The sequence below is a fragment of the Kineothrix alysoides genome, assembly GCF_000732725.1.
In the GTDB taxonomy this organism is placed as follows: domain Bacteria; phylum Bacillota; class Clostridia; order Lachnospirales; family Lachnospiraceae; genus Kineothrix; species Kineothrix alysoides.
This window is the reverse complement of the sequence record NZ_JPNB01000001.1, coordinates 1,069,766-1,094,861: the sequence shown is the minus strand read 5'-3', so window position 1 is coordinate 1,094,861 and position 25,096 is coordinate 1,069,766. Positions and strand designations below refer to the sequence as shown.

Below are 25,096 nucleotides of genomic sequence, written 5' to 3'. Positions count from 1 at the left end.
ACTGAACCCGCTTTTGTTGTCCTTAAATATATATGACTATTTCTTTTTTACCGGATAGCATACTTCCGTAACCAGATCATCCTCTGTTGCCGCATCGTGCGGACTCACATGATAAATGCAAAAAGACGCTCCGTCGAAATCATATCCGTTTCCCATAACCCAATGAGCGACCGCTTCATTCACCCTGGTAATCTGCTCATAGCTTCCCTTATACGTCGCAGAAGCTATCTGAATCGGGGCCACTGTCTTGAACTTTACATGCTCCGTGTCTTTATATTTTCCTACTACAGAAAACTGAATCTCTACATCCACATCTTTCTCTTTATAGCCCTCATCGTGAAAGATTGCCAGGCTATAGCACGGATTATCCGGCTGAATATTCTGAGGACCACCCTCCTGTCCGAGTATTCCCCAAAGCATTCCTTCGCTGCCATAGCTGGGTATAACCTGACGTATGCTAGCCACATATCTTTCAGGCAATATTTTTAACGATACTGTGTAATCCATAAAATTACCATCCTTTCTCAACCAATTTATCGCATTGTCGAGAAGTATAATCCGCTGCTTCGTAGCGTTCTCCTCTTCCTCCAGCTCTCTTCGCTTTACCTGTAAGAATTTCTCCATTTCCTGCGCATCATCAAATTTTTCCAAGATTTCTTGAATGACGGCAAGACCGAATCCCATATTTTTTAACACATGGATTCGCTCGGCTAATGGAAGCTGCGCCTCACTATAATACCTATATCCCGTAAAAGCATCTATGGAGGCCGGTACCAGCAGCCCGATTTCATCGTAATGCCTGAGCATACGTATGCTGATTCTCGACAATTTTGAAAAATCTCCAATTTTTATCATTTATTTCTCCTTTCACATATGTGAATTCCTGAGCTCAAATTTATAATAAAGTATAACACTATGTAAGAGTCAATACCTATATCACATTTTTTTATTATAGAACAAAAGTGTGCTTCGCACACTCTCACAAACAAATACTTTGGCAGCACAGCTTTTGCTTGGCGCGCAAAAGAAAAAGCGGATTCAAAATTGAATCCGCTTTTGTATGACTATCGGCAACCAGGTTATCAATAACGTTTAAGAACGTCTTAGATCCTACGGCTTTGCGTCCCCACCATCTTTCAATGGGTTGACCATTGTCCCTATTCTGTTAATTGATATGTCCCACATTTCTTGTCTCTGATATATTCTTCCGTACTTTTGTTTGTTGTTACTTGTTTTTTCTTACACCGTTTGCATCTACTTCGTAACCGTCAACTTTCGTGCTGACCGCAAGAGAACCGTCTTTGTAGAAATAATACCATTTGTCTGCGATCTTGAGCCACTTGCCGGATATCATAATACCATCCGAGGTAAAGAAATAGTGCTTTTTCTTATCTCCGCTGCCGATATCCTGCCAGCCGGTCAGGGCTTTGCCATCCTGATAATACATACGCTGCCCTGCATCATTTAAAGCCCAGCCCTGTGAAGTATCCGGGTTAATGGTCAGTTTGACGTACCGGGTCAGCATTGCCGAAACCTCGGCACGGGTCGCATTTGCATTGGGATTAAATTTGTTATCGTTTCCGCCCATCATGATGCCGGCCTGCTGCATGGCCTGTACTGCTTCCTTGAAGGTGCTGCTGATACTGTTCGCATCTGCATAGACAACTGCTTCACGGGTAACAGGGAGGGTATAGCCGGTGGCTTTTGCGTAATTGCTGAGTATCAATGCGATTTCTTCACGGGTAACCGCACGATCCGGAGCAAATTTGCTGTTGCCAACGCCGCTTATAACACCGTTCTTACATGCCCATTCAATGTATGGCGCATAGTATTCTTCCGCATCCACATCGGTAAAGCTGAAGGTCTGATAGCTGCTTACATTTACACCGGCCATTTTTCCGAGCACTGTAACGAGCATTCCGCGGCTCATAGACGTATTCGGTGAGAAAGTAGTGGTAGACGTACCGGAAAGGAGTCCTCTGCCAACTACATAGTCAATGAATTCCTTCGCCCAATGGGCGGATACATCCGTGAATTTTTCACTTGGAGCGGTATAACCTACGCCATAGATGGAAAAATGGTTACTGTCAAAAATAATGCTCTTGCTGTTCACGTCATAGGTTGAGTTTTGAATGCGTGTTGTCTTGCCGTTTCCGTCCACATAAACTCCGAACAGATAGCCTACCGTCTCTTTCTTTCCTGGTGTGTAAGGGATGGAGATGGTAACACTGCCGCTATGCAGCGAGGTGATACTTACGGTCTTTCCATCCTTTCTATAGCTGATGGAGATATTGTATACAGCTCTGCTTCCGATCAGTGTCTTTGCATTACCGGTAAGGCAAGTTACGGGAGTAAGGCTGAGGGTTACGTCTCCGCTGCTTTGTTTCTGAATTTCTTTGAGGGCTTCCAAGTTAAATGACAGATATGCAGGTGCCCCGTTTATTTCGAGTAATTTTACTTCGGCGTCAATCAGCGTTTTCAAGGTTGACTGTGTCAATACAATGCATGTTGATTTTGCCGTGCCAGGCAGCTTGACATTAACAGCTATTCCTATGCCATTTTCTGTTTTGTCCTGTGTCTTTGCCTCGGCCTTTGCCTTTGTAATGGCACTTGTGATGGAGTTTTCAGGAACTGTTACCGTCGCAAGTCCAGTCTTATCCACTGTTGCAGTGACACTGATTCCTGCACTAACCGGCTGATCCGGCTTTTTCTTCACCCGTACCGTAGGTGTTTTATCCGTGGAAGGACTGGCAGAAGAACCGCCGCCACCGGTGCCTCCGGTGGTTGGAGTGGTAGTATTGGCTTGCGTAACCGTGACGGCAGCGGTACCGTATTTACTGCTGTCAAGGATTGAGGCAGCCTTGACCGTCAGTGTACTTGCCGTCTCACTTGAAGCAATGGTAAGTACACCGCTGCTGCTAATGGTGGTTCCGACACCGTTATTCCCGCTCACGCTCCAGGTCACTTCCTGGGACGGATTATTCGTACCTGTAACCGTTGCCGTAAAGGTCTTTGTTCCTCCGGTCTGTACGCTGCCGCTTGACGGAGACACGGTAACCGATGATACGGTTACCAGAGGTGTTACCGTGACGGTTGCCGTACCCGACTTTATATTATCGAGGATCGAGGTGGCTGTGATGGTAAGAGATGTTGCTGTCTCATCGGAGCTAACAGTGAGTACCCCGGCACTGGTGATTTTCGTGTTGGCAGTGTTGTTGCCGCTTACTGCCCATGTCACTTCCTGAGAAGGACTGTTCGTTCCCGCCACCGTTGCCGTAAAGTTCAGTGTTGCTCCGGGCAGGACGCTGCTGCTGCTGGCAATCACTGTTACAACCGTTACAGTGGGTGCCGGTGTCGAGGCATCTGTTACCGTAACCGTTGCCGTACTGGATTTAGAGGTGTCCACAGTGGACTCAGCTTTTATTGTCAGTGTTGCTGCCGTCTCATCCGAGCCCACGGTAAGCAAGCCACTGCTGTTTATGGTCGTGCCTGAGCTCGTGTTGTCATACACACTCCAGGTTACTGTCTGAGCGGGACTATTGCTGCCCGAAACCACCGCGCTGAAGGCTTCTGTGCCGCCTTTGACTACATTGGCTGTCAGCGGATTGACCGCTACGGCATCCACGGTCGGATCGGTTGATGCTGTATCAGATACTGTTACCGTAACTGCGCTGGATTTTGAATCATCTGCCACGGAGGTAGCTGTAACTGTCAGCGTGGTTGCCGTCTCGTTTGCCTCTACCGTAAGCACACCGGAGCTATTGATGATGGTTCCTGCATTATTATTACCGGACACGCTCCAGCTTACTGATTGAGATGGATTGTTTGTTCCCGCTACAACCGCGCCGAAGGTATAGGTGCTGCCCTTTGACACAGTAGCCGAAGTTGGTGTAATTGTTACAGTAGACACGGTGGCTACCGGAGTCGGTGTCGTTGTTACCACAACCGTTGCTTTATCAAAACAGGTACTGTCAACGGTGGATAAAGCTTTCACGGTCAGGACCGCTGCCGTCTCATCCGAGCCCACGGTAAGCAAGCCGCTGCTGCTTATGGTGGTACTGGAACTGTTATTTTCAGACACACTCCACTCTACCGTCTGCGCAGGATCATTACTCCCGGTCACCGTTGCTGTAAAGGATTGTGTATTACCCTTAATTATGGTCGCTGTCGATGGGCTGACTGTAACCGAATCCACGGTTGGAGACAATACGGCTGCAACGGTTACCGTAGCCGTATCAGATACTGCATTGTCCGCTGCGGAGGTGGCCGTTACCGTCAGTGTGGCTGCCGTTTCGTCTGCCGCTACCGCAAGCGCACCGGAATCATTGATGATGGTGCTCGAACTACTATTCCCATACACAGCCCAGGTTACGGTCTGTGACGGGCTATTTGTTCCCGTAACAGAAGCACTAAAGCTAAAGGTAGTTCCTTTTGTAATCGTAACATTATCCGGGGTTATGGTTACATCAGACACCGTCGCTGCCGGCGGCGATATGGTCGTTATGTCCACTGTCACCGTATCAAACTTGCTGTTATCAATGTCGGATACCGCCGTGACAGCCAGTGCCGTTGCTGTCTCATCCGCTGCGATGGTCAGTACGCCCATATTACTTATGGTTGTACCGGAGCTGTTATTCCCTGATACGCTCCACTCTACCGCCTGAGATGGATTATTTATCCCTACGATTGTTGCACTAAAGCTGATAGCACTGTCTGTCGTTGCAGAAACCGGCTTCGGCGCAATGGTAACACTGGTTACCGTCGCCGGTACGTTCGTCACGGTAACGGTTGCGGTGCCCGATATTGAAGTATCGGCATCCGATGTGGCAGTTACCGTCAGTGTGTCCGAGTTTTCGTCAGACGCAACGGACAATACGCCGGTTGTATTATTTATGGTTGTATCAGCGCTGTTCTTACCTGTTATCTCCCATTTTACGCTCTGTGACGGATCATTGGTTCCTTCTACAACTGCGGCAAAGGTATACGAACTCCCTTTTTGCACCGAAATGGTAGCAGGTGTAATTTTAACGTTTGTTACCGTTGGAGAAGTATCGGATGCGGTTACGGTAACAGTTGAAGTACCTGATTTGGTATTGTCTGCTGTGGAGATAGCTGTGACTGTCAGAGTGCTTGCTGTTTCACCAGTTGCAACTGTAAGCTTCCCTGTATTGTCGATGCCCGTGTTTATGCTTGTGTTACCTTGGATATCCCATGTCACAGTCTGTGCCGGGTTATTTATCCCTGTAATCGTTGCGTTGAAAGTCTGCGTTTCCCCTTTCTGGACAGTGGCGGTCGCCGGTGTTACTGTTACACTGGTTACTGTGGGCGCTGTTGTCATTTTGTTAGGGCCAGCAATTGTGACATCACCAGTTGCTGTATAATTTTTTCCACCACTGGTAATAGTGACGGTTATATTATCGCCCATTGGAAGCCAAGGATAGAGCTTGCCTTCACTGTCAGTGGCAGTGTCAAATTTAACACCATTAGGCATGGTAAAAGAAACCGTAGTATCTAAAAGACTCAGCCCATTATTATCGATGACATCCACAGTAGTTAAATATACAGGCTCCGTTCCATCTGTTGGCACAGAGGAAACGCTGACCACATTTATGGAGCCACCTATGAAGGTGTTTGTTCCGCTTGCAAGTCCAGTACCTTTACCGCTCCCTATGTCATATGGTGCATCTGTACCTTTAACAGCTTTAATCATGCCACCAGTTATTGTTGCAGTTCCGCCTGCACCATTTTCACCACCACCTATTCCCGCAGCACCATTTCCGCCAGTTACGGTTACGATTCCGCCGGATATTGTAATATTTCCGCCTGCATCGTTTTTACTTCCGCCGATACCTGCACCTGATGCTCCCCCGTTTGCAGTTATTTTTCCGCCTTCTATATTTACAATACCACCATTATAAATACCGGCACTTCCATTGCCATCTACAGTTAATGAGTCCGTATCTGTTCCCTCTATATTAAGTGTTGAAGTTTCGGGAACAGTTATACCTGGGAAACTCGCTCCGCCTGACAGTGTATTCATACCTTTTATAGTAAGGTTAACTGTTGTATTTGAATCAAGACTCAAGCCTGAAGTATTTGAACTGAGTTTTACATTATCAAGTGTAATATCTACATTAATATCCGGAGCAACCTTAATGCTGCTTTTGAATGTAGTTGTGTTGCCGGATATCAAATAGCTGCCGCTTTCACTTATATTAATATCACCTGAGCTGTCAGCTGAATATCCAGTATTTGAAAAACCTTCCAATCTGGTAACAGTCAGGTAGTCTGAACTACTATCAGATGTAATAAATAATTTTGATACATCGTAACAGAATACAGAATGAGTACCCTTTGTAAAATACAAATTCAGATAACCATAAGAATCAGTTTTGATATTACCGCAGTTGTATTGGTTATTAATTATCATGGAATTAGTATTTGTCGAAGTATCCCCAAGTTTCAAGCTCTTTTTCCCAAGCTGTGTACTGTCGCTTGTACTGACTTCGGGAACATTCGAAATATTCGAAGCAAAAATAACACCGCTGCCGATATAGGTTTTACCGCCTGCTACACCTTGACCGCCGCCGATATCATATGTTGCATTTGAGCCTTTTTGTGCAGTTATTATCGCATTTACTACTGACACCGTACCGCCAATACCATTGTTACCACCGCCAATACCCGAACCTCCCCCGTTACCTACGGCTGTAACTGATCCGTTATTAAAGGAAATTGAGCCAGCACCGCCGCCATTTTTACCGCCAATACCAGCAGCATCCGCACCTCCGTTTGCATATAATCTTGCAGTACCTGTCATCGGATCGCTAGATCTAAAAATATTCAGGTTTGTACCTTCAGCAACAAATACTCCCGGCATGTTTTTACTTCCGGTCAGTTTATTCATCTGCATTATGTACAGTGTATTCCCTGTATTGCTGTCACCTGCTTCTACCGGTGAGTACTCGACGCTGCAGGTACTGTTATCTATATTTACATTATATAAAGTGACATGTGCGCCTTTATCAATAGTAATTCGAAGATTTTTGTATGTAATATTAGCGTCACCGACTATTTTTACTTCGGCTGTACTTCCGCTTGCCGCAATCGTCAGATTACTTGCATCAGGTTTTGAGAAAAAGTTAGCCAGATCAATTGTCCGGTTGTCTGTAATAGTATATATTTCTGGTTTTCCCCATTTATAAACTATAGGGTCTGTTTTTAAGCTATAAGTTTTTGATGGGTCCGCTAAAATGGTAACTGATAGATCGTATACCTTTTCATCATTTTCCCCAGGCAGCCATAGGTACAGCCTTCCCAAGCTGTCAGTTGAAGCGTATTTGGTTTCCCCGCCATCAACAGTATAGCTTACCGCTGTTGCAGAACTGATATTCGGAATTGTGACCACATTCCGATCAACAGATCTAGTGTCGGTAATGCTTACTACTGGTGCACAATTGAATACATCTGATCTAATTGAACCACCTGAAAAATATATCTTGGCACCTTCGCCGTAATTTCCGTTACCTATATCACAGCCAGAGCCATAAGCTACTGCTTCAACGGTGCCTCCTGTAATAGTTACTAAGCCACCATTCCCGCCAGTCTTGTTCAAAAACCCAGAACCAGACCCGCCTCCTCCTATTCCTGCACCCCCATCGCTACTTTCTGCATACACAATTCCTCCACTAATATTTACATCACCACCACTCGCTATACGTCCCCCTCCAATACCAGCGCCTCCTCCTGCCCCGATTGCTGTTACCGTGCCTCCGCTAATTATTACTTTTCCACCCACTCCTCCATAATTATAGCCAGCACCTCCGCCAATACCTGCACCTCCGCCAGAAATAGTTCCTCCTCCGTATTTACCAATCTCAACTCCACTGCCGTATGCTCGTACTACTCCTCCAGTAATAGTAATCTCCCCACCTGCTCCTCCGTTGGTCGTCCAGTTATCTGGGTTGGCCCCTCCGCCTATACCTGCACCGCCTTTCGCACCTCTTGCAGTCACTATACCACCACTGATTGTGACTTTACCACCATTACCTTTAGCACCACCACCTATGCCTGCACCACTACACACAGAGTTTTCATTACTAGTAGCGTTAATCGTGCCTCCCTTTATTGTAATGCTTCCGCAATCACGGTTCTGCATTCCCCCAATACCTGCAGCACCAGTACCTCCATTTACATTTAATATGCAGCTTTTGTCTGGCAAACCCGGATTTGATTTGTCAATAGTAATATTATTAATAATACCACCTGAGTTAAGAACAGTTATACCAGGTCTAGCCGCACCTCCGGTAAGTGTGTTTTCACCACTAAACATAAGCCGATTATCCGCATTATTATCATTTACAATAACCGGTGAAGTATTTTCGAAATTCGTATTATCTATTGAAACATTATTTAATGTAACATAAGCGCCTTCTCCTATCATTATACAAAGATTTGTATAGGTTCTTCCTCCGCCCAGAATAGTAACCCTGGCTGTGCTTCCTGTGATATTAAAAGTCAACTTGCCTGCCTCTGTTGACGGGAAAGCAGTTAAATCTATAGTGCCTTCATTCGAAATATTATGTGTGGTTTCTTTACCCCAATAGCTACTTATATCAATTATAGTATTCTCCGCATTTACCGGTAAATAGAAAGCCTGTAGGAATACCACCACTAAAGTAGCCGTTACCAGCAGCACCTGTATAGTTTTTTTACAACTTCGTTTAAAAGGTATTTTCATTATTGGTCTCCTTGTATAATGAAAACGTAGTAAATCTAAGTTTCCATTTGATTTTTAATTCACTATAGTTTATTTAGACGTTGTGGATTAGTGCTTTCTCCTATAGCAGCTTTGGCCAACTGTTTCCTAAAGGCTCTAACCACAGTTCTATGTTTATTTGTTGTATTGATTCTGATGGCCTTATTTACACCGATTACTTACATATTCCTAATTCATTGGAAGGCTTTGACCAATTGATTACTTTAAATCACTTGGCCACCAATCTTTTTTGTAAGGCTCAAACCCTTAGGAAAACTAAAACCACTCTTTTAGAGTTTGAAACCTACTAGTAATGATATAAAATATTTTTTCTTATTTTCTAAAATTCCCATTGCATTTACGCTTTACTGTTCAGTCTGTATAGTCTCTGATAGTAAAAAGGATATTGTCCACCGTAAACCGGAGCGGAATCAGAGTGGGCTTATCTGTATCCCAATAAATCGCTTTCTCCTCCATCCGAACTTCCCTAAAGAGTTCCAGATTGCTTAAAGCACAATAGGGTAATGTCTTTACCATACGCTCCATATTAAACAACACCTGATTACCATACTCAAATTCAATTAAAAGCGTATAGTTGTCATTGGGTGTCACTTTTATAATCTTGCTTATTTTAAATTCCTCCCTTATGGTTTGTTCCCGGTTGAAATAGGTATACAAGTCAAATTATAAAAGCTATTTTATTTTTCGGTATCTGCCGTTCGGCGGATTTTATATATTATCGTTGTATTTTTTTTTGTTTTTTTATATAATAATGAAACATGAAACTCGTAAATAAATGGTTTAGAAGGCTTCAATGTAAAGGGATTACTGTATGAAGAAAGCGGAACTATTAAAAAGAAAGCCCCTGGGTAAAATTCTATCCCGGATATATGATTATCCCCTGACTGTCATAGAAGCACCTATGGGCTTCGGAAAAACCACCGCTGTCAGGAGTTTTCTTAAAGCGGAGAAGAATAACCCACTTTGGATTGCCTTCTTAAACACAGGTGAATCCACTCCTCCATTTTGGAATAATTTCACAGCTCAATTAAACAGGCTGGATGAAACAGTATCAACCAAATTAAAGGCTCTGGGATTCCCTGCGGACATTCCGCAGACAGAAAAGGTAGTCACCCTATTGAATAGTGTTATCTTTCCGGCAAAAACGGTTCTGGTGATTGATGATTTCCACCTCTCGCCAGACCTCAGTATCAACAGGTTCCTCATGCGAATTATTGCAGAACAGATGGACAATCTACATATTGTGATCATTACCAGAGATACCACCCATATTGATTTTCAGGAGCTGCTTTCCAAGGGACTTTGCTATATTATTTCACAGCAGCAATTAAAATTTTCCAAGGATGAGGTTCACGCCTATTGCCGTATGATGACCGGCAATATGTCTGAGACGGAGATACAAAAAATAAGTGATTATACGGATGGCTGGATTTCCCTGATTTATATGATACTGCTTGCCTCTGAAAACGGTGTCCCGGTGGGGATGAACGATTCCATAGACGAGCTTGTGGAGAAGGTGCTGTTTAACACCTATGAGGAATCTATCAGGAGCTTCCTGTTAAAGCTCTCCTTACTCGATATTTTCACGGCAAAGCAGGCACTTTTTGTGACCGGAGAAGAAAGGGCTTTGGAAATCCTAAAAAAACTCCGCAAGGAAAATGCCTTTGTTTATTATGACCAGTCCACACAGACCTATAAAATTCACAACGTACTTCTTGATTTTCTTCGGACGAAGCGACAATTTAAATTTAAAGAGGAAGATCTTCGTGGTTTATATTCCCGTCTCGGTGAATGGGAACTTTCCGGCAACAATTTTATTGCTGCCTATGGTTATTTTAACAAAGCAGGAGACACAGAGAGAATACTTGCCCATCTGAATAATCCCAAAAATATCCGCAATGAGCTTACCAGCTTTGAAGGCTCTTTTGAAATGTTCCGGGCTGCCTCCTATGAGCTGCTCTATCAGTATCCTCTCGCCTATCTACAGCACCTTCTGCTTTCCATAGTAAAAGGCGACGGTGCAACCATTGCAGACTGCACAAGACAACTGGACGACCTGAAAAAAGCCTACGAGGATATGGAAAATATCGATGAGGATGATAGAAACCACATTATTGCAGAAATATTGATCTTCAAGCGTTTTACTTCCTTCAATGTAATTAATTCCTCCAGCGAACACAATGCCGAAATCCTGAGGCTTCTGAACGGTCAGCAGTCCTACATCATGAGCAGGGAAAACGAATTTACCATGGGGTCACCCCATCTGCTTTATGTTTATTTCAGAGATCAGGGAGCCTTCCTGCAAATCTCGCAGCTTGCCGTGGAAAGGTTTACGGCATATGCAGTATTTACTGGAGGCAGTGGCACAGGCTCCGAATATTTGATTCCGGCAGAGTATGCACTGGAAACCGGCGACTGGAAGGCTGCCGAGCTGAACAGCTTCAAAGCCATCTATAAAGCCCAGACAAAGGAACAGACCAGTATTATTATCTGTGCCAAATTTTCATTAATCAGACTTTACCTGCTGCAAGGTAAAGTCTCGGAAGCGATTGACATGCTAAAGCAGCTGGAAGAAGATATTGCCCCCCTCAATAATTCCATCTATAATACGACGGTTGATCTCTGCAAGGGTTATGCGTATGCCTGCATTGGGCAGCGTGAGAAGATCCCTTTCTGGTTACAGGCAGGGAATATGGCAGCTGCTGATCTCTTATATCATGGGATTGCTTTTAATTATATTATTCACGGCAAGGCCGTGATGCTTTCCGGAAATTATATGGCTCTTGAAGTTCTCACGGAAGATTTGCAGGAACAGTTTTCGCTGTTCAGCAATCAGCTGGGCTTTATCCATAACCATATTTTTAAGGCTGTGGCAAAATACCACCTGTATGGGCTGGATAAAGGAGTGGCTGAATTGGAACAGGCTCTGGTAAAAGCCCAGGCTGATGATATCCTCTTGCCCTTTGCGGAAAATGCGTCCTACATCATGGACATGCTGAGAATAATGGCAAACAAGGATTCGAGAAATGAGTATCTTCAAAAGGTGGTTTCCTACAGCGAACAGTATCTGGAGGGCCTGAAAGCCAGTCAGCCGGATAAGGTCAAACTGTCCAAACGGGAAACAGAGGTGCTTTCCCTTACCGCGGAAGGCCTGAAAAGAGAAGAAGTTGCGGAGCGTTTAAGTGTATCTTTGGGTACCGTTAAAACTCACTTGGCTAATATATACCAAAAACTCGAAGCAAGCGGAAAGGTAGCGGCGATAAAGATTGCACGGATGGACGGGCTGATTTAAGGAAGTTCGCCCAAAACAAGATTGACAAGCAGGGGGAAGGTGCGCGTAGCTGCACAAACGGCAGACACATGGGTGCCTGCCGCCTTACTTCAAAGCTTTTTATACTTTTACAATCCTTTACGAGCCAAATGCTTAAGGGCGTACCTGCCAGTCGCCTTCAATTGTGTATTTATAGGAGGTAAGCTCCTTAAGTCCCATAGGACCTCTTGCATGAAGCTTCTGATTGCTGATTCCTATTTCTGCCCCGAAGCCGAATTCAAAGCCGTCGCTGAACCGCGTGGAGGCATTCACATAAACGCAGGCTGCATCCACTTCCCGTAAAAATTTATCTGCGTTCTCTTTATTTTGAGTAAGAATCGCATCGGAATGCTTTGTTCCATACTTATTAATATGAGCAATCGCTTCATCCACAGAAGATACCGTCTTCATGGAAATGATGTAGTCCAAATACTCCGTGCCGTAATCCTCATCCGTAGCAGGAAGTGCATCCGTGATGATTTCCCTTATCTCCTCATCGGCCCGCATTTCCACCGAGTGCTCCTTAAGTGCCTTCGCTAACATAGGAAGGAATTTTTCCTTCACCGCTTTATGCACGAGCAGCGATTCACAAGCATTGCATACGCCGATACGCTGAGTCTTCGCATTAATAATGATGGGAAGTGCCTTTTCAATATCCGCTGTTTCATCCACAAAGATATGACAGTTTCCCGTTCCCGTTTCAATTACGGGTATCGTGCTGTTGGCAATAACACTTTGAATCAGCCCTGAACTGCCTCTGGGGATGAGTACATCCACATAACGGTTCAGCTTCATGAACTGTGCAGTCACTTCTCTGTCCGTGCTCTCAATGAGCTGAATGGCATCCTCACATATACCGCAGGCACTAAGTGCTCCCCTTATGGCAGCCGTTATCGCTATATTCGAGAAAACGGCATCGCTTCCTCCTTTTAGGATAACCGCGTTGCCTGCCTTGAAGCAAAGTCCGAAGGCATCTGCCGTCACGTTAGGCCTCGATTCATATATAATACCGATTACGCCAAGGGGAACTCTGCACTTATGAATATGCAGTCCATTGGGGCGGGTGAAGGCTTCTAACACTTCTCCTACGGGGTCATCCAACGCGATAATCTGATGCAGTCCCTCCGCCATCCCTTTTATTCTATCCTCAGTCAGGCGAAGTCTGTCTATCATGCCGGGGTGCATTCCATTTTTCTCGCCGTTTTTAATATCTCTTCCATTTTCCTCTAAAATGTGCTTCGTATCGGCGACCAATTCCTCTGCCGCCTTTTTAAGCGCTTCATTTTTCTTTTCCGCCGAGAGCCTTTGCAGCTCGAATTTCGCCGCCGCCGCTCTTTGTCCCATGCTTTCTAAATCCGTCATTTATAAGCCCTCCCTTTCGGTTCTCCATTGTCTGAAATTTTATTAATTATATAGTAAAATTTCATTTATTTCAACCATGATTTTCAGATGCCATGTTTTTATCGTTACAGTTCACTCCGTTCTCAGCAACGCATGATTTCTGCAAATAAAATCTCTTAAATTTATTTTTTACAACATCTTGTTGTTGAATTATATTTCAAAACATAAATTCGTGGTTATTCCACATACTATTTTATGTCGTATGCTATTATTTCCACAACAAAGTGAAGTAGGGGTATTCATATGGCAGACGTAAGTGTTATGATAAAGAGCTTAAGAGAAAACAATCATCTTAAACAAAGGCAGGTAGCTGATTATCTGGGAATATCCCAGCAGGCTTATTCTTATTATGAACTCGATAAGCGTGAGCTTCCCTCCCGGCATGTCGTCAATCTGGCTAAGCTCTATAAAGTCAGCGCCGATTATATCCTCGGCGTGGAACCCGGCTACGTCGGCTCCTATGATTTAAATTCCAAATATGTACATGATATTTCCTTAAAAGAAGTCATTAACAATTTGGAAAAGCTGAATAAGACAAACCGTCAGGAAGTTGTCAAATATCTTTCCTATCTTGGAAATACTCAGACGAAATATAAATAAAATTGGCTGCAAAGGTTCATTCTTTGCAGCATTTTTTTGAACAAAAATGTGCTTACACACTCTCGCAGCCATATACTTCAGCAACACAGCTTTTGTTTTATGTGTAAAACGCTTCCTCCGTCAGTATCATGGCAGGCTTTCTGTCATATACCTCTGCCGGAACATGCTCCACAATCTGGCACTCGAAACATATTGCTATGGTTGGAAGCTGAGGATACCGCTCCAGATACCTGTCATAATATCCCTTCCCATACCCAATCCGGTTCCTCTCTTTGTCGAAGACACTTCCCGGCATAATCATCAAGCATTTCTGTATGCTGATATCCCTGCCGCTTAAGAGCCTGTTCCCCTCCGGCATAGGTTCTCGTATTCCTTTATAACCTTCCGACAACTCTTCCATACACGTGATACGGTAAAAATCCATATTTTCTTCATCTATTCTGGGACAGTAAACTCTTTTTCCGCTTTTCAGCGCTTCTGCAATCAGTTCTTCCGTCTCCACTTCACTTTTAAAGTTCACATAAGATAGAATCGCTCCCGCCTCTTTATAAGCATCGGTATCCATAAGCCTTCCTATAATCCGGCGGCTCATAGTCTGTCTAACGCTCTGTGGCAGCTCATCTCTTAGCTTAAGCACACTTTTTCTAATGTGTCTTTTTGTTTCCATGTTTTTCTCCCAGACTGGTAATGGAACCATCCTTCTCCTGAATATTGATATTATTCAACTGTCCGCGAAGGTTGGCCCTTACATTGGCTATATATTCGCTGCGGAGACTTGCCTGTTCCCCTTTTTCTTCCTCAGTCAGTCCCTCCGCCTGTGCCTTACGATACAATTCATTGATTCGGGCAATTTTTTTATCTATGCTTTCCATGTTATGTTAACCTTTCATTTCGTACTTCATCAATTGTTGTGCATATTAGCTACAAATTCCGGCAAATCGAAATAGGTCTCTTTATTGCCGACAAATAAAGTTCCTATATTTTTCCCGTCCAAAATACGGTGCAGCACCTTAATATCCTTGCTATTAGCAATAATCATATCGATGTTGGAGCTAGTGGCAATCTTTGCCGCAATCAGCTTCGTATTCATTCCGCCCGTTCCAACACTGCTTCCCGTAGAAGCCTTTCCCATATCCATCAGCTCGTCGGTAAGCTCCTCCACCACCTCAATAAACTGCGCATTCTTATTCTGCCTCGGATCGTCGGTATATAATCCGTCGATATCGGAAAGAAGTATCAAAAGATCCGCATCCACCAAGGCTGCTACGATAGCCGACAACGTATCGTTATCGCCGATTTCGATTTCATATGTGGCTACCGTATCGTTTTCGTTCACAATAGGGATAACTCCTAATTTGAACAGCTCGGAAAAGGTATTGTGCGCATTGTAACGATTCAAATTATCTACTATCGTATTCTTTGTCATAAGTATCTGCGCTGCCACCTGATTATATTCCGCAAATATTTTCTGATATGTCATCATAAGCCTCGCCTGACCTACCGCCGCACACGCCTGCTTTACCGCAATCGGATTGTCCTCTTCCTCATGCTTTATATCCTTGATATTCACTGCTTTTTTTCCTACCGCAATGGCACCGGAAGTCACCAGAACTACATCTTTTCCTCTGTTGCGCATATCGCAGAGTTCCCTTACGAGAACGTCCAGCTTGGTATAGTCCAAATCTCCCGTTTCCGAATGCTGTAAGGAGGAGGAACCTATCTTCACTACGATCTTCTTCTTATCCTTAAGTCTTTCCCTAAAGCGCTTTACATCTGCACCGTCCTTTGTTTCTTTCACTTTCCTTGTCTCCATGGGACCTTTATTTCCTCCGTCTATCCTTAAATTATTCATATTTCTTTTCTTCTTCAATGGGCATATATTCCCTTGCGATGTGCTCTGCAATCTTTATTCCGTCCATGGCCGCCGACATGATACCGCCTGCATAGCCGGCGCCTTCTCCGCACGGATAAAGACCGTTTATCATCGATTGTCCATTTCCTCCCCTGATAATCCGCACCGGAGAAGAAGTACGGCTCTCGATGCCTGACAGCAGTACGCTATCCTGCGCATAGCCGGGAATGACACGCTCAAATTGCTCCATCCCCTCCACAAACGCCCGGTTTAATGACTCCGGCATAATGTCGTGTACGTCAGCAAATTTCCACTGACCTTTTATTTGAGGCAAATATCCGCCGCCAATTGCAGAAGGCTTTTCTTCCTTCTTCGTATGGGCCTTGAAATTACCGTAATACTCTACAGGAATCTTCCCCTGTCCTGATACAAAGGCCCTTTCCTCCAACCCTCGCTGAAAGGCTATCCCAGCCAGAGGATGTTCGCTTCCATAATCCTTCGGAGTAACAGAGACGATAATCGCACTGTTGGCATTTTTGCCGTTTCTTTCACTGTAGCTCATTCCGTTTACCGCCAGCCGTCCCTCTTCCGAGGCGGCATTTACCACATATCCTCCGGGACACATACAGAAGGAATACACGCCTCTTCCTTCCTCTGTCTGCGCTGTCAGCTTATAAGATGCGGGAGGCAGCTTATGCTCCCCTTCCCCGTACTGGGAAACATCAATCATTTTCTGAGGATGCTCCACCCTCATTCCTACCGCGAAGGACTTCGCCTCCATAGGAACCTGCCTTCTATACAACATATCGAAGGTATCTCTGGCACTGTGGCCTATGGCAAACACTACAACCTCCGCCTCCAACTTCAGGACTTCCCCTTCACACTCTGCAATGACCGCACGGATACCATCATCCCGCACGACAATATCCGATACCTTCGTATCGAACCGCACCTCTCCGCCATTATCTATAATCTCCTTGCGCATATTTTTGACCACATTCATCAGAATATCTGTTCCGATATGAGGCTTTCCGTCATACAGAATCGATTCCTGCGCACCTGCTTCCACAAAAATAGAAAGAACCTCCTTATTCAGGCCTTCCTTGTCCTTTACCAAGGTATTCAGTTTTCCATCCGAAAAGGTTCCTGCGCCTCCTTCTCCGAACTGCACATTGCATTCCGGATTCAGGCTGCCGCCTTCCCAAAATCTATCCACCTCTTCTTTTCGGGAGTCCACATCCTTGCCTCGCTCCAGCAAAATCGGACTATATCCGTGCCGGGCCAGCATACAGCCGCAGAACAATCCTGCCGGGCCTGTTCCTATAACGATGGGGCGATGCTGCAGCTTCCTCTGCCCGCACCGCGGGAATCGGTACTGAACCGGAACTATAATACTTACCTGCTTGCTCCTACTCCTCTTAACTGCCGCCTGCTCCCCTTGCAGTCCTACATCTACCGTATAACTGTAATAGATGTCCGGCTTTTTCCGCGCATCGATAGATTGCCTTACAATTTCATAATGAAAGCTCTCTCCTTCGGGCAGCCTCAATGTCCTTTTTATTTTATCCCTAAGCTCACCTTCCGTGTGTCCGGGGGAGAGCTTTAATTGGTTAATACGAATCATCTTTATACCCCTTGTCCGCTGCATTTTTACCCGCGATATATCCGCTGGTCCATGCCCATTGCAGGTTATAGCCTCCGCACCTTCCATCCACATCCAGAAGCTCACCGGCAAAGTACAGCCCTGGGACGAAGGCGGATTCCATTTGCGGTGTAATTTCCCGCATATCCACCCCTCCTGCACTTACTTGCGCGTTCTCAAAAGAGTTGGTGCTTATCACATGTACACACAGCCTTCTATAGGAATAGATCAGCTCCCTCAATGCCTCTTTCCCTATCCGGTCAGACTCCTCCGACGGCTTTATTCCCTTAAGTTTAAGCATCGCCATATTTATCTTTTTATTTGCCATGCCGAGCAGAAACTCTTCCGCACTCTTTCCTTCGCTATCATCAATCCTCATCCGGCAGAGCTCTTCATATTCCTCATCTTTGCAATCGGGAAAGAAGTCTATATAAACGGGAACTTCCTTTTTCTCCTTCAGCATATATGCCGCAGTCCGGCTTAACTGGAAAACCGGAATACCTGAGATTCCATAGTCTGTAAACTGCACTTCGCCTCTCTCCTCCTGAATGGGAGAGGTCTCAGAATCCAGCTTCAATGAAGCGTCGCACCGGACTCCCGCCACCATCTTAAACAAATCCTCCTTGCACTTAAGCTGTACCAATGCCGGCACTGTATTTATCAGATGATGCCCCATCCCTGCCGCCAAGCGATAACCGCTTCCGTCCGAACCTGTCTTTGGAGCCGCACAGCCCCCGCAAGCCAGAACTGCCGAATGGAACTTTTCCGTTTTTCCTTCCGTCTCTATGACGAACATTCCATCTTTGCCGCTTCTTTGCAGGCTTTTTACCTCTGTGGAAACTTCCGTCCTGACGCCCAGCCGTTTAAGCTTAAGCCTGAGGATGTCCAATACCGTGGAAGCTTGCTCTGACAGCGGATACAAATAGCCGTTCCTTTCTTTGCTAAGCATCCCCGCCTCTTGAAAAAATGAGACCGCATCCGTAACGGAGAACTGCTCAAAAAGCTGTGGCAGCATGTCACGGTACGTTCCGTAATAATACTCTATACAAAAATCCCTATTGGAATAATTGCATTTCCCATTTCCCGTAGCAAGTATTTTCTTACCTATCCGCTCATTCTTTTCAAAAATCGTCACCTGAGCTCCGCACTGCGCCGCCGTTATGGCAGCCATCATCCCGGAAGCTCCTCCTCCGATTATCGCTATCTTCTTCACCTTATCATACCTCTTAGGTCATTTTTCCGTATTCCTATTATACATCAATTTTCTGAGCTTAACAATCTCATTTCCGGTTGGGGCCAAAGTTGCCCGGATTCCTTTCGTCCTGGCAACTTATTGTAAAGTATCAGAAATATCACGGTAATTAAAATAGCTTCATTATTGCAAGCCCAATTAGCATTACACCGCTGATCCAACTCAAATCAGTTTTCACTACTGCCTGCGTTTTATTTCCAAGACAGCTTCCAACGGTTACTGCAAATATACCGAACAGGAAAGAAACAGGAATCGCAAGCCAAAAATTAAAAGTTGCCATTGATGCACCGATTCCTACCGCCAGACTATCCAGGGACAATGCCAACGACAAAGAAACGGCTTCTTTTGCAGTCAGAATTTTTGAGCTGTCTACATCCGCGACATCCGGATCCGCATATACCCTTAACATAAAATGAAGATTCAAGAGCTTGAAATTGAGCTGGCTGTTTACTCCGTTCTTGCGTCGTATCAACGACTTTATAAAGCTGTCAAATAGTTTTATAATTCCGGGAATTAACAGCAGGATAAAGCACAGCAGCTTTATGTATTCATCCGGAATAAAGTTCTTTAATAAAAGTCCGAGTGACGCGGACAAGGCCAGAACAAGGCTGGACACCCCTGCCAAAATCAATATGGAACTCCAAGGTATCTTGATTGCCGATACTCCATAAGCGAAGCTGGCTATAAAGGCATCAATAGACAGTGCCATAAGCAGCACCATCAGTTCAGCAATTATTTCAAAAGTTATATTCAGCATACAAACCCACCTTTAATTGATTGATTATCATTTCATATAGATGATTTTAAGCCTCATATATCTTATGTATATACCCATAATCAGTTCCTATTATATCCGTGAAAGGGTTTCCGCCTCTTTTAAAGAATAATATAATATATAAACGGCGTAAAATCTATGCTCCATAGATCTTACACCGCAAATTACCGGTTATAAATTATCTGTTTTATTTTCAACTGGAATAGGACTCAAGGAAATTATACAGCTCCTCCTCCGTGGCTACGTATCTCTTCTTTATGATTTCCTGCTTCAAATCATCCGGCAGGGAATCCAGTGAAATGTTGGTATTCATGTAAACCGTACGCAAATCGTCGCAGTAAACTACCACGAAATTTTTCTCATTTACCAGATAAAAACTGGTGCTCACTTCCTTGTATATATAATTTTTACGGATAACCACCCTCGCCTTGGAAAAGGAGACCACTTCCACGCTCACAAAACCCAGTTCCTGATCCGTTAGAGAAGGGGACTGCTGGTATAGCTCCATTTCTTTCACAAAACGATCTCTGTCCATCCCGATGTATTTCTCCGGCACCTTCCATTTCGTTTCCACAGAAGTATCCTTTTTTAAATCTACCTCTTCTATGACATACTGAGTATCAGCACATATAATCTGTTCCTCTTCCACTGCGGTAGGTATCACCTGCGGCTGCTCCTGAACCTCAATACTTTTTTGCTTTACCAGTTCTGCCTCGAATTTCTTAGGATAAAAAGTCTCTTCCAATTTCATATGCGAATAAAACCCGAAGGTAAACATTCCCATGGGTATGATAAAAAAAAGACTGATACGTTTTACAAATTTCATTTCACACTTCTCCTTTGTAAACAGTATCAGCCAAAATTTTAAATCTTATTCCTTTATCCCGCTCAATTCATTGTTACTGTTCACTCCGTTCTCAGTAACGCATGATTTCTGCATTTAAATTCGCTTTGCGAAGCAGAAATCATCTCTTGCATCACGTTCTTACGCAGCTTAACAGCAAGTGTTAAGCTACTGTGTGAACAGTAACAATTCATCACATCAAATGCAGCCTTACCGCTATAGTTACTATCAGCTTTCCTCCGGGCATCCCGCTAAGTTCTTCCTGACGCACGCCTCTTAGCACAATAAGCAGGACATTATAGGCGACGAAGCAGGCCACTGCACAAATAATCAGTGTAACTGCAGCTCCCGCGAAGGACAGCAGCGCTTTGTTAAGCAGCATTCCGATAAGTCCTGAGATACCTGCTGCAATGAGCGTTATTGCAAAAGTACGAATCCATTCCTGCGAATATTTCATATACCTTATCACACCGAAGAAGCACACGCCGCATGCGGTTAAGTAAAATACGATATTGCCGCATACCACCGCTGTTATTCCCAGCCCTGTATTTCCAAGCAGCAATATAGTTACTGCCAAATGCAAAATAAACGCAGCAAGTCCTCCCAAAATGACGATTTGAATCTTTCGTATACGCTGTAATATTCCGGCCAGAAAGTAAGTGAAGGAAAACAAAACGACTACCGCAGTTCCCGCCTGAATCAGCCTGATCGCCGTCTTCGTCTCTCCCGTAAAAAGGAGCTCTGCGATAGGCTCCGCCAGCACCGCTATAAGAACGGCGCAAGGAATGGATATCACCGCCAGCTGATGAATGCTTTTTCCCATTTCCTCCTGTACTGCCCGGTAATCCTGCCTGTCAAAAAGCTGGGCAATTCTCGGAATCGCCCCGATTACCGAAAGCGTACATAATATTGCGGCGCTTCCTATCACTACGCTGTATTTACCATAGTATATGCCCCAGTTCAGGACCCTGAGAGAACCTTGTCCTTTTACGTTCATTGCATAGTTAAACAGCCTTTGATCCACAAGATAGTTCATGCTATAAAGCAGTGCGCATATGGTATAAGGCAGAGAGGTCGTAATGAGCATAATCAATACCTCTGCTCCCGATTCTGCGTATTTTCCTCCATCCTTTCCTATCTGCTGTTTAAAGCTGCCCGCATAAATCGCATAGATAAAGAGCAGATGCAGCGCAGCGAACAAGCAGGCTATCCCAATTCCCAGAGAAGCTCCAAACGCCCCGTAGGCCGATGCATATTCCTCACTTTTAAGCAACGCAGCTACCTTAAGTCCATAGGTATAAAGTACAGCTCCCAAAATCAGACTGGAAGCGAACATAATAACCTTCTCAAGCAGCTTGGAATGTATGGTAGGCATCATCGTGCCTATTCCTTGGAAATATCCCTTCAGTACGCCCATGACCGCTGACAGGAATACGGCAGGCGCTGCAGCCGCAATCGCCAAATAACTCATATCCTCAAGCACGGCCACCTGTGCGATTCCTTCGGAAAAAAAGAAGATTCCGCAGGCCGCCACCGCACCGGATATGACCGCCAGGAACAAAGCACTTCGAAACACCCTTCTTGCGCTCTTATACATTTCTCTTTTGACCCTGTACTTAATTAAGATAGCCACCGATTTCGACAAGCCGTAAGACAATATTATGATGCTTATAATAAATATCTCCATTCCGGCTGCAAAAAAACCGACTCCCTTATCTCCTATTATACGGCCGAGCGGTATACGCATGAGCAATCCAATCAAGTAGGAAACCAACCCTATCGTCGTTATCCACTCCTGCCTTTTCTTCCGCTCTTTGCTTTTCATCTCTCCATTTTTTCTTTCGCCGCTTTTTCTTTCGCCGCTTTTCCGTTTCGGTAAATATTTCATATCCGCCGTTCCCTTATCTTTTTTCTTTCATAAATCCGGTTTTCTAGTCTCTCGTTTTTAGTCTCTCGTAATGTTAAGAATATCCAGTATCGTCTTCTGCTTCTCTTCCATAACGGCAGCCTCTTCTTCCTCCATATGGTCATATCCGCACAGATGGAACATGCTGTGTGCAACCAAAAAAGCAAACTCCCGAAGTTCACTGTGACCATAGCTTTCCGCCTGCGACCTTACCTTGTCCACAGAGATAATAATATCCCCCAGGACCAGCTCACCGCTGTCCGGGTCGAAGCAGTCCGCCGCCACATCCTCCAGCCCCTCGAACATAGACGGCTCCTCATAAGACACGTTCGGAAAAGAGAGCACGTCTGTGGCCTTGTCCATATCCCTATATTCCTTATTAAACATGCGAATCCCTTCGTCATCGGTAAGAAGCACACTTACGGAAGCCTCATAGGGACACCCCTCGCTGTCTAATACCGCTTCCATTACCCGATTCACCGTCTCTTCCACCGGGAAAGCAAAGATCACATCCGTCTCATTTTCAACGTAAGAAGTCATAATATAATTTTTCCTCCAAAAACACCTTTTTTATCCTGCTTATTTCCTGCATGGTAATTTCGCTTTCATCCAGCACACCGCTTTCTATCTTCTTTCGGAATATGGCATCCATCAAAAGCGGATAGTTGAGAATAACGTTAGCATCCTTCCTAAACATGCTCTCCACCACCGAAATTACTGTATCCGAAAGCTTCAGTACCACGGCTTCCTTAGATACAAATACTTCCTCTTTATGGTTATATTCCCGAAGCAGCCTTACGAGCTTCGGAGGAAACTTATATTCTTTGCTGACATCTTCTATATTTTCCCATGTATTTTCCCCTTTCAGCACTCCGATGCGATGATAATATCCTCCCGCCTTCAAAAGAACTTCATCCAGCCCCAGCTGCTTCGCCGCCTGATCGCACAGATACGCCGTATGTACCGCGTGAAAATACTCCCCCATGTTCTTCTCCTTCAAAGAAACGAGCAAGGGAAACTCCTGATCATTCAAATCCATATACCGCTCTCTGTATTTATGTATTACAGCAAAACTGAAATATTTTAAGATTACCATAATGAGAAGCAGGTTCATGAAAAAGTTTATGACCGGTATCAAAAACAACTGCACAGAAAAAATCTCGTTTACCAAAAGCACATAACCTGCACTCAGCGCCACAAACAAGGTAAGCAGAGACAAAAACACTCGCGCCCCTACTTTGTAAGTCTCATCTAACTGTCTGAAAAGAATGATCCCTGCCGCTCCCACAATAAAATAGATAAAGAAGTCGGCGATTCCCGTTCCGTTTCCATACATGAGAGTAATCATTAAAAGCAGCGCCCCTGCTACGAGTCCAACGAGGGAATTGCTGAATAGGGAAAGCACGATAAAAATCGCCAGATAGGGCCAGCCTGCTGCCGGAATAAAAGGAAACACCACGGCACAAAGCAAGGATATGAAAAATATCAAAAAGAAGCGTTCCTTATGCTCTGCATTATCATAGTCAAGCCCCTTCGACTGCCCTTCGTATTCCAGTAAATATAAAATAGTTCCCATCCCCAGCAGCGATAAAATCACGTTGCGGACCACCTCTAAATATTCTTTACCGTAAAGATATCCGGCCGCTGCCGTTACGATTCCTACTAAAAAGAATATAAGAACAAACCCCTTTGATTTTTTATTTTCTTCCATACCCGCTGTTCCTATTTCCCCGTTTCTCACGCATGCCGCCGTCTTTTGCCTTACTTCGCTCCGCTACCCTTTCGAAATCCTCATATGCCTTTACAATCTTCTGTACCAGAGGATGTCTTACCACGTCCTTGCTCGTTAAGTTGCAGAAAGCGATGTCATTTATTTTGGAAAGCACCTTTACCGCCACGTCGAGTCCTGATTTATCTCCCGGTGCTAAGTCCTTCTGAGAAGCATCTCCCGTTACGATTACCTTGGAGCCAAAACCGATTCTCGTCATGAACATCTTCATCTGGGCCGGCGTAGTATTCTGCGCCTCGTCCAAAATAATATAGGCGTTGTCCAATGTTCGTCCTCTCATGTAAGCGAGAGGTGCCACCTCTATCAGCCCCTTTTCCATATTCTTCGCAAAGCTCTCCGCTCCCATGATCTGGTACAGAGCATCATAAAGGGGCCTTAAATAAGGATCCACCTTACTCTGCAAATCTCCCGGAAGAAAGCCCAGCTTCTCGCCCGCCTCTATAGCCGGACGGGTCAATATGATACGGCTCACCTCTTCGTTCTTAAAGGCTGTAATCGCCATAGCCATAGCCAGATAGGTCTTACCCGTTCCGGCAGGGCCAAGACCGAATACAATCATATTATTGCGGATAGCATCCACATATTGCTTCTGCCCAAGAGTCTTCGGTTTGATAGGCTTTCCGCTCACCGTGTGGCATATGCAGTCGTTATCCATTTCTATCAGTACATCTTCTTTGTCTTCCATTCCCATCGTTATCGCATAATCCACATTCTGCTCTTGGATTATATTTCCTCTCTTCGATAATTCTATTAGCTGCTTTACGATACTCTCCGCTTTCCTTACGTCTCTCTCACCGCCGGAAACCTTTACGATTCCGTCTCTGTCTATAATCGTTACATGAAAATCATTTTCTATCTTCTTAATATAATTATCATAATTTCCGAATATATTACGCATATGCTCCGCCGGTACTTCCATCCGGCTCTCATAATGTTCCATGCACAA

The 25,096-nt window shown here is 44.7% G+C and carries 17 protein-coding genes and 1 riboswitch; of the genes, 2 read left to right on the top strand and 15 right to left on the bottom strand.

Annotated elements, in window-relative coordinates; translation table 11 throughout:
- Positions 1 to 36 precede the first annotated feature (36 nt).
- From CC90_RS0105155 to CC90_RS0105145, 3 genes are all read right to left on the bottom strand, one after another.
- Complete coding sequence (locus CC90_RS0105155; protein ID WP_031389748.1) at positions 37 to 855, bottom strand: MerR family transcriptional regulator; 819 nt, start codon at positions 853 to 855, stop codon at positions 37 to 39.
- 211 nt (positions 856 to 1,066) lie between these two features.
- Positions 1,067 to 1,160: riboswitch (cyclic di-GMP riboswitch) on the bottom strand.
- Between the two features lie 65 nt (positions 1,161 to 1,225).
- Positions 1,226 to 8,740, bottom strand: a complete 7,515-nt coding sequence (locus tag CC90_RS22105; protein WP_035315177.1) for an S-layer homology domain-containing protein — start codon at positions 8,738 to 8,740, stop codon at positions 1,226 to 1,228.
- 390 nt (positions 8,741 to 9,130) lie between these two features.
- Positions 9,131 to 9,304 (bottom strand): hypothetical protein, encoded by a 174-nt coding sequence (locus CC90_RS0105145; RefSeq protein WP_330373191.1) that lies wholly within the window; start codon positions 9,302 to 9,304, stop codon positions 9,131 to 9,133.
- A 286-nt stretch (positions 9,305 to 9,590) separates the two neighbouring features.
- On the opposite strand from CC90_RS0105145, the gene CC90_RS0105140 reads away from it, so the two are divergent.
- Positions 9,591 to 12,071, top strand: a complete 2,481-nt coding sequence (locus CC90_RS0105140) for a LuxR C-terminal-related transcriptional regulator (protein ID WP_031389746.1) — start codon at positions 9,591 to 9,593, stop codon at positions 12,069 to 12,071.
- A gap of 132 nt (positions 12,072 to 12,203) precedes the next feature.
- Here CC90_RS0105140 and CC90_RS0105135 read toward each other — a convergent pair whose 3' ends face one another.
- The gene (locus tag CC90_RS0105135) at positions 12,204 to 13,451 is read right to left on the bottom strand and encodes a glutamate-5-semialdehyde dehydrogenase (protein ID WP_031389745.1); all 1,248 of its coding nucleotides are present in this window, start codon (positions 13,449 to 13,451) and stop codon (positions 12,204 to 12,206) included.
- 282 nt (positions 13,452 to 13,733) lie between these two features.
- Between CC90_RS0105135 and CC90_RS23600 the strand changes: the two genes are divergently transcribed.
- A complete protein-coding gene (locus CC90_RS23600) occupies positions 13,734 to 14,090 on the top strand; it encodes a helix-turn-helix domain-containing protein (protein ID WP_081905875.1) in 357 nt (118 codons plus the stop codon).
- A gap of 97 nt (positions 14,091 to 14,187) precedes the next feature.
- Here the strand turns inward: CC90_RS23600 and CC90_RS0105125 are convergent, their stop codons facing one another.
- The 11 genes from CC90_RS0105125 to CC90_RS0105075 form a co-directional block, all read right to left on the bottom strand.
- Positions 14,188 to 14,757 carry a 5-formyltetrahydrofolate cyclo-ligase gene (locus tag CC90_RS0105125; RefSeq protein WP_031389743.1) on the bottom strand — a complete coding sequence of 190 codons (570 nt, stop codon included), beginning with the start codon at positions 14,755 to 14,757 and terminating at the stop codon, positions 14,188 to 14,190.
- Positions 14,735 to 14,962, bottom strand: coding sequence for a DUF896 domain-containing protein (locus tag CC90_RS0105120; protein ID WP_031389742.1), 228 nt, complete (start codon positions 14,960 to 14,962; stop codon positions 14,735 to 14,737). The genes CC90_RS0105125 and CC90_RS0105120 overlap by 23 nt, the downstream gene beginning before the upstream one ends.
- Before the next feature lie 29 nt (positions 14,963 to 14,991).
- Positions 14,992 to 15,903, bottom strand: a complete 912-nt coding sequence (gene proB, locus CC90_RS0105115; RefSeq protein WP_051869427.1) for a glutamate 5-kinase — start codon at positions 15,901 to 15,903, stop codon at positions 14,992 to 14,994.
- Between the two features lie 31 nt (positions 15,904 to 15,934).
- The gene (locus tag CC90_RS0105110; RefSeq protein WP_031389740.1) at positions 15,935 to 17,566 is read right to left on the bottom strand and encodes an NAD(P)/FAD-dependent oxidoreductase; all 1,632 of its coding nucleotides are present in this window, start codon (positions 17,564 to 17,566) and stop codon (positions 15,935 to 15,937) included.
- Positions 17,553 to 18,797: a BaiN/RdsA family NAD(P)/FAD-dependent oxidoreductase gene (locus tag CC90_RS0105105; RefSeq protein WP_031389739.1), complete on the bottom strand. Its 1,245-nt coding sequence runs from the start codon at positions 18,795 to 18,797 to the stop codon at positions 17,553 to 17,555. The genes CC90_RS0105110 and CC90_RS0105105 overlap by 14 nt, the downstream gene beginning before the upstream one ends.
- A 148-nt stretch (positions 18,798 to 18,945) precedes the next feature.
- On the bottom strand, positions 18,946 to 19,593 hold the full coding sequence (gene ytaF / locus CC90_RS0105100; protein ID WP_051869290.1) for a sporulation membrane protein YtaF: 648 nt from the start codon (positions 19,591 to 19,593) through the stop codon (positions 18,946 to 18,948).
- 211 nt (positions 19,594 to 19,804) lie between these two features.
- Positions 19,805 to 20,437 (bottom strand): hypothetical protein, encoded by a 633-nt coding sequence (locus CC90_RS22100; protein WP_035315174.1) that lies wholly within the window; start codon positions 20,435 to 20,437, stop codon positions 19,805 to 19,807.
- Between the two features lie 211 nt (positions 20,438 to 20,648).
- Complete coding sequence (locus CC90_RS0105090) at positions 20,649 to 22,343, bottom strand: oligosaccharide flippase family protein (RefSeq protein ID WP_031389736.1); 1,695 nt, start codon at positions 22,341 to 22,343, stop codon at positions 20,649 to 20,651.
- A gap of 57 nt (positions 22,344 to 22,400) precedes the next feature.
- Positions 22,401 to 22,901, bottom strand: a complete 501-nt coding sequence (gene ybeY, locus CC90_RS0105085) for an rRNA maturation RNase YbeY (RefSeq protein ID WP_031389735.1) — start codon at positions 22,899 to 22,901, stop codon at positions 22,401 to 22,403.
- Positions 22,885 to 24,072, bottom strand: a complete 1,188-nt coding sequence (locus CC90_RS0105080) for a hypothetical protein (RefSeq protein WP_031389734.1) — start codon at positions 24,070 to 24,072, stop codon at positions 22,885 to 22,887. The genes ybeY and CC90_RS0105080 overlap by 17 nt, the downstream gene beginning before the upstream one ends.
- Entirely contained in the window at positions 24,059 to 25,090 is a 1,032-nt protein-coding gene (locus tag CC90_RS0105075) for a PhoH family protein (protein WP_031389733.1), read from the bottom strand. The genes CC90_RS0105080 and CC90_RS0105075 overlap by 14 nt, the downstream gene beginning before the upstream one ends.
- Positions 25,091 to 25,096: the final 6 nt, after the last annotated feature.

Excerpts from the sequence above, each read along its gene's own strand:
- CC90_RS0105110 (WP_031389740.1), bottom strand. The coding sequence starts at position 17,566 with ATGATTCGTATTAACCAATTAAAGCTCTCCCCCGGACACACGGAAGGT.
- CC90_RS23600 (WP_081905875.1), top strand. The coding sequence starts at position 13,734 with ATGGCAGACGTAAGTGTTATGATAAAGAGCTTAAGAGAAAACAATCAT.
- proB (WP_051869427.1), bottom strand. The coding sequence starts at position 15,903 with ATGGAGACAAGGAAAGTGAAAGAAACAAAGGACGGTGCAGATGTAAAG.
- CC90_RS22105 (WP_035315177.1), bottom strand. The coding sequence starts at position 8,740 with ATGAAAATACCTTTTAAACGAAGTTGTAAAAAAACTATACAGGTGCTG.
- CC90_RS0105090 (WP_031389736.1), bottom strand. The coding sequence starts at position 22,343 with ATGAAATATTTACCGAAACGGAAAAGCGGCGAAAGAAAAAGCGGCGAA.
- CC90_RS0105135 (WP_031389745.1), bottom strand. The coding sequence starts at position 13,451 with ATGACGGATTTAGAAAGCATGGGACAAAGAGCGGCGGCGGCGAAATTC.
- ytaF (WP_051869290.1), bottom strand. The coding sequence starts at position 19,593 with ATGCTGAATATAACTTTTGAAATAATTGCTGAACTGATGGTGCTGCTT.
- CC90_RS0105140 (WP_031389746.1), top strand. The coding sequence starts at position 9,591 with ATGAAGAAAGCGGAACTATTAAAAAGAAAGCCCCTGGGTAAAATTCTA.
- ybeY (WP_031389735.1), bottom strand. The coding sequence starts at position 22,901 with ATGACTTCTTACGTTGAAAATGAGACGGATGTGATCTTTGCTTTCCCG.
- CC90_RS0105155 (WP_031389748.1), bottom strand. The coding sequence starts at position 855 with ATGATAAAAATTGGAGATTTTTCAAAATTGTCGAGAATCAGCATACGT.
- CC90_RS0105125 (WP_031389743.1), bottom strand. The coding sequence starts at position 14,757 with ATGGAAACAAAAAGACACATTAGAAAAAGTGTGCTTAAGCTAAGAGAT.
- CC90_RS0105120 (WP_031389742.1), bottom strand. The coding sequence starts at position 14,962 with ATGGAAAGCATAGATAAAAAAATTGCCCGAATCAATGAATTGTATCGT.
- CC90_RS0105075 (WP_031389733.1), bottom strand. The coding sequence starts at position 25,090 with ATGGAACATTATGAGAGCCGGATGGAAGTACCGGCGGAGCATATGCGT.
- CC90_RS22100 (WP_035315174.1), bottom strand. The coding sequence starts at position 20,437 with ATGAAATTTGTAAAACGTATCAGTCTTTTTTTTATCATACCCATGGGA.
- CC90_RS0105145 (WP_330373191.1), bottom strand. The coding sequence starts at position 9,304 with ATGGAGCGTATGGTAAAGACATTACCCTATTGTGCTTTAAGCAATCTG.
- CC90_RS0105080 (WP_031389734.1), bottom strand. The coding sequence starts at position 24,072 with ATGGAAGAAAATAAAAAATCAAAGGGGTTTGTTCTTATATTCTTTTTA.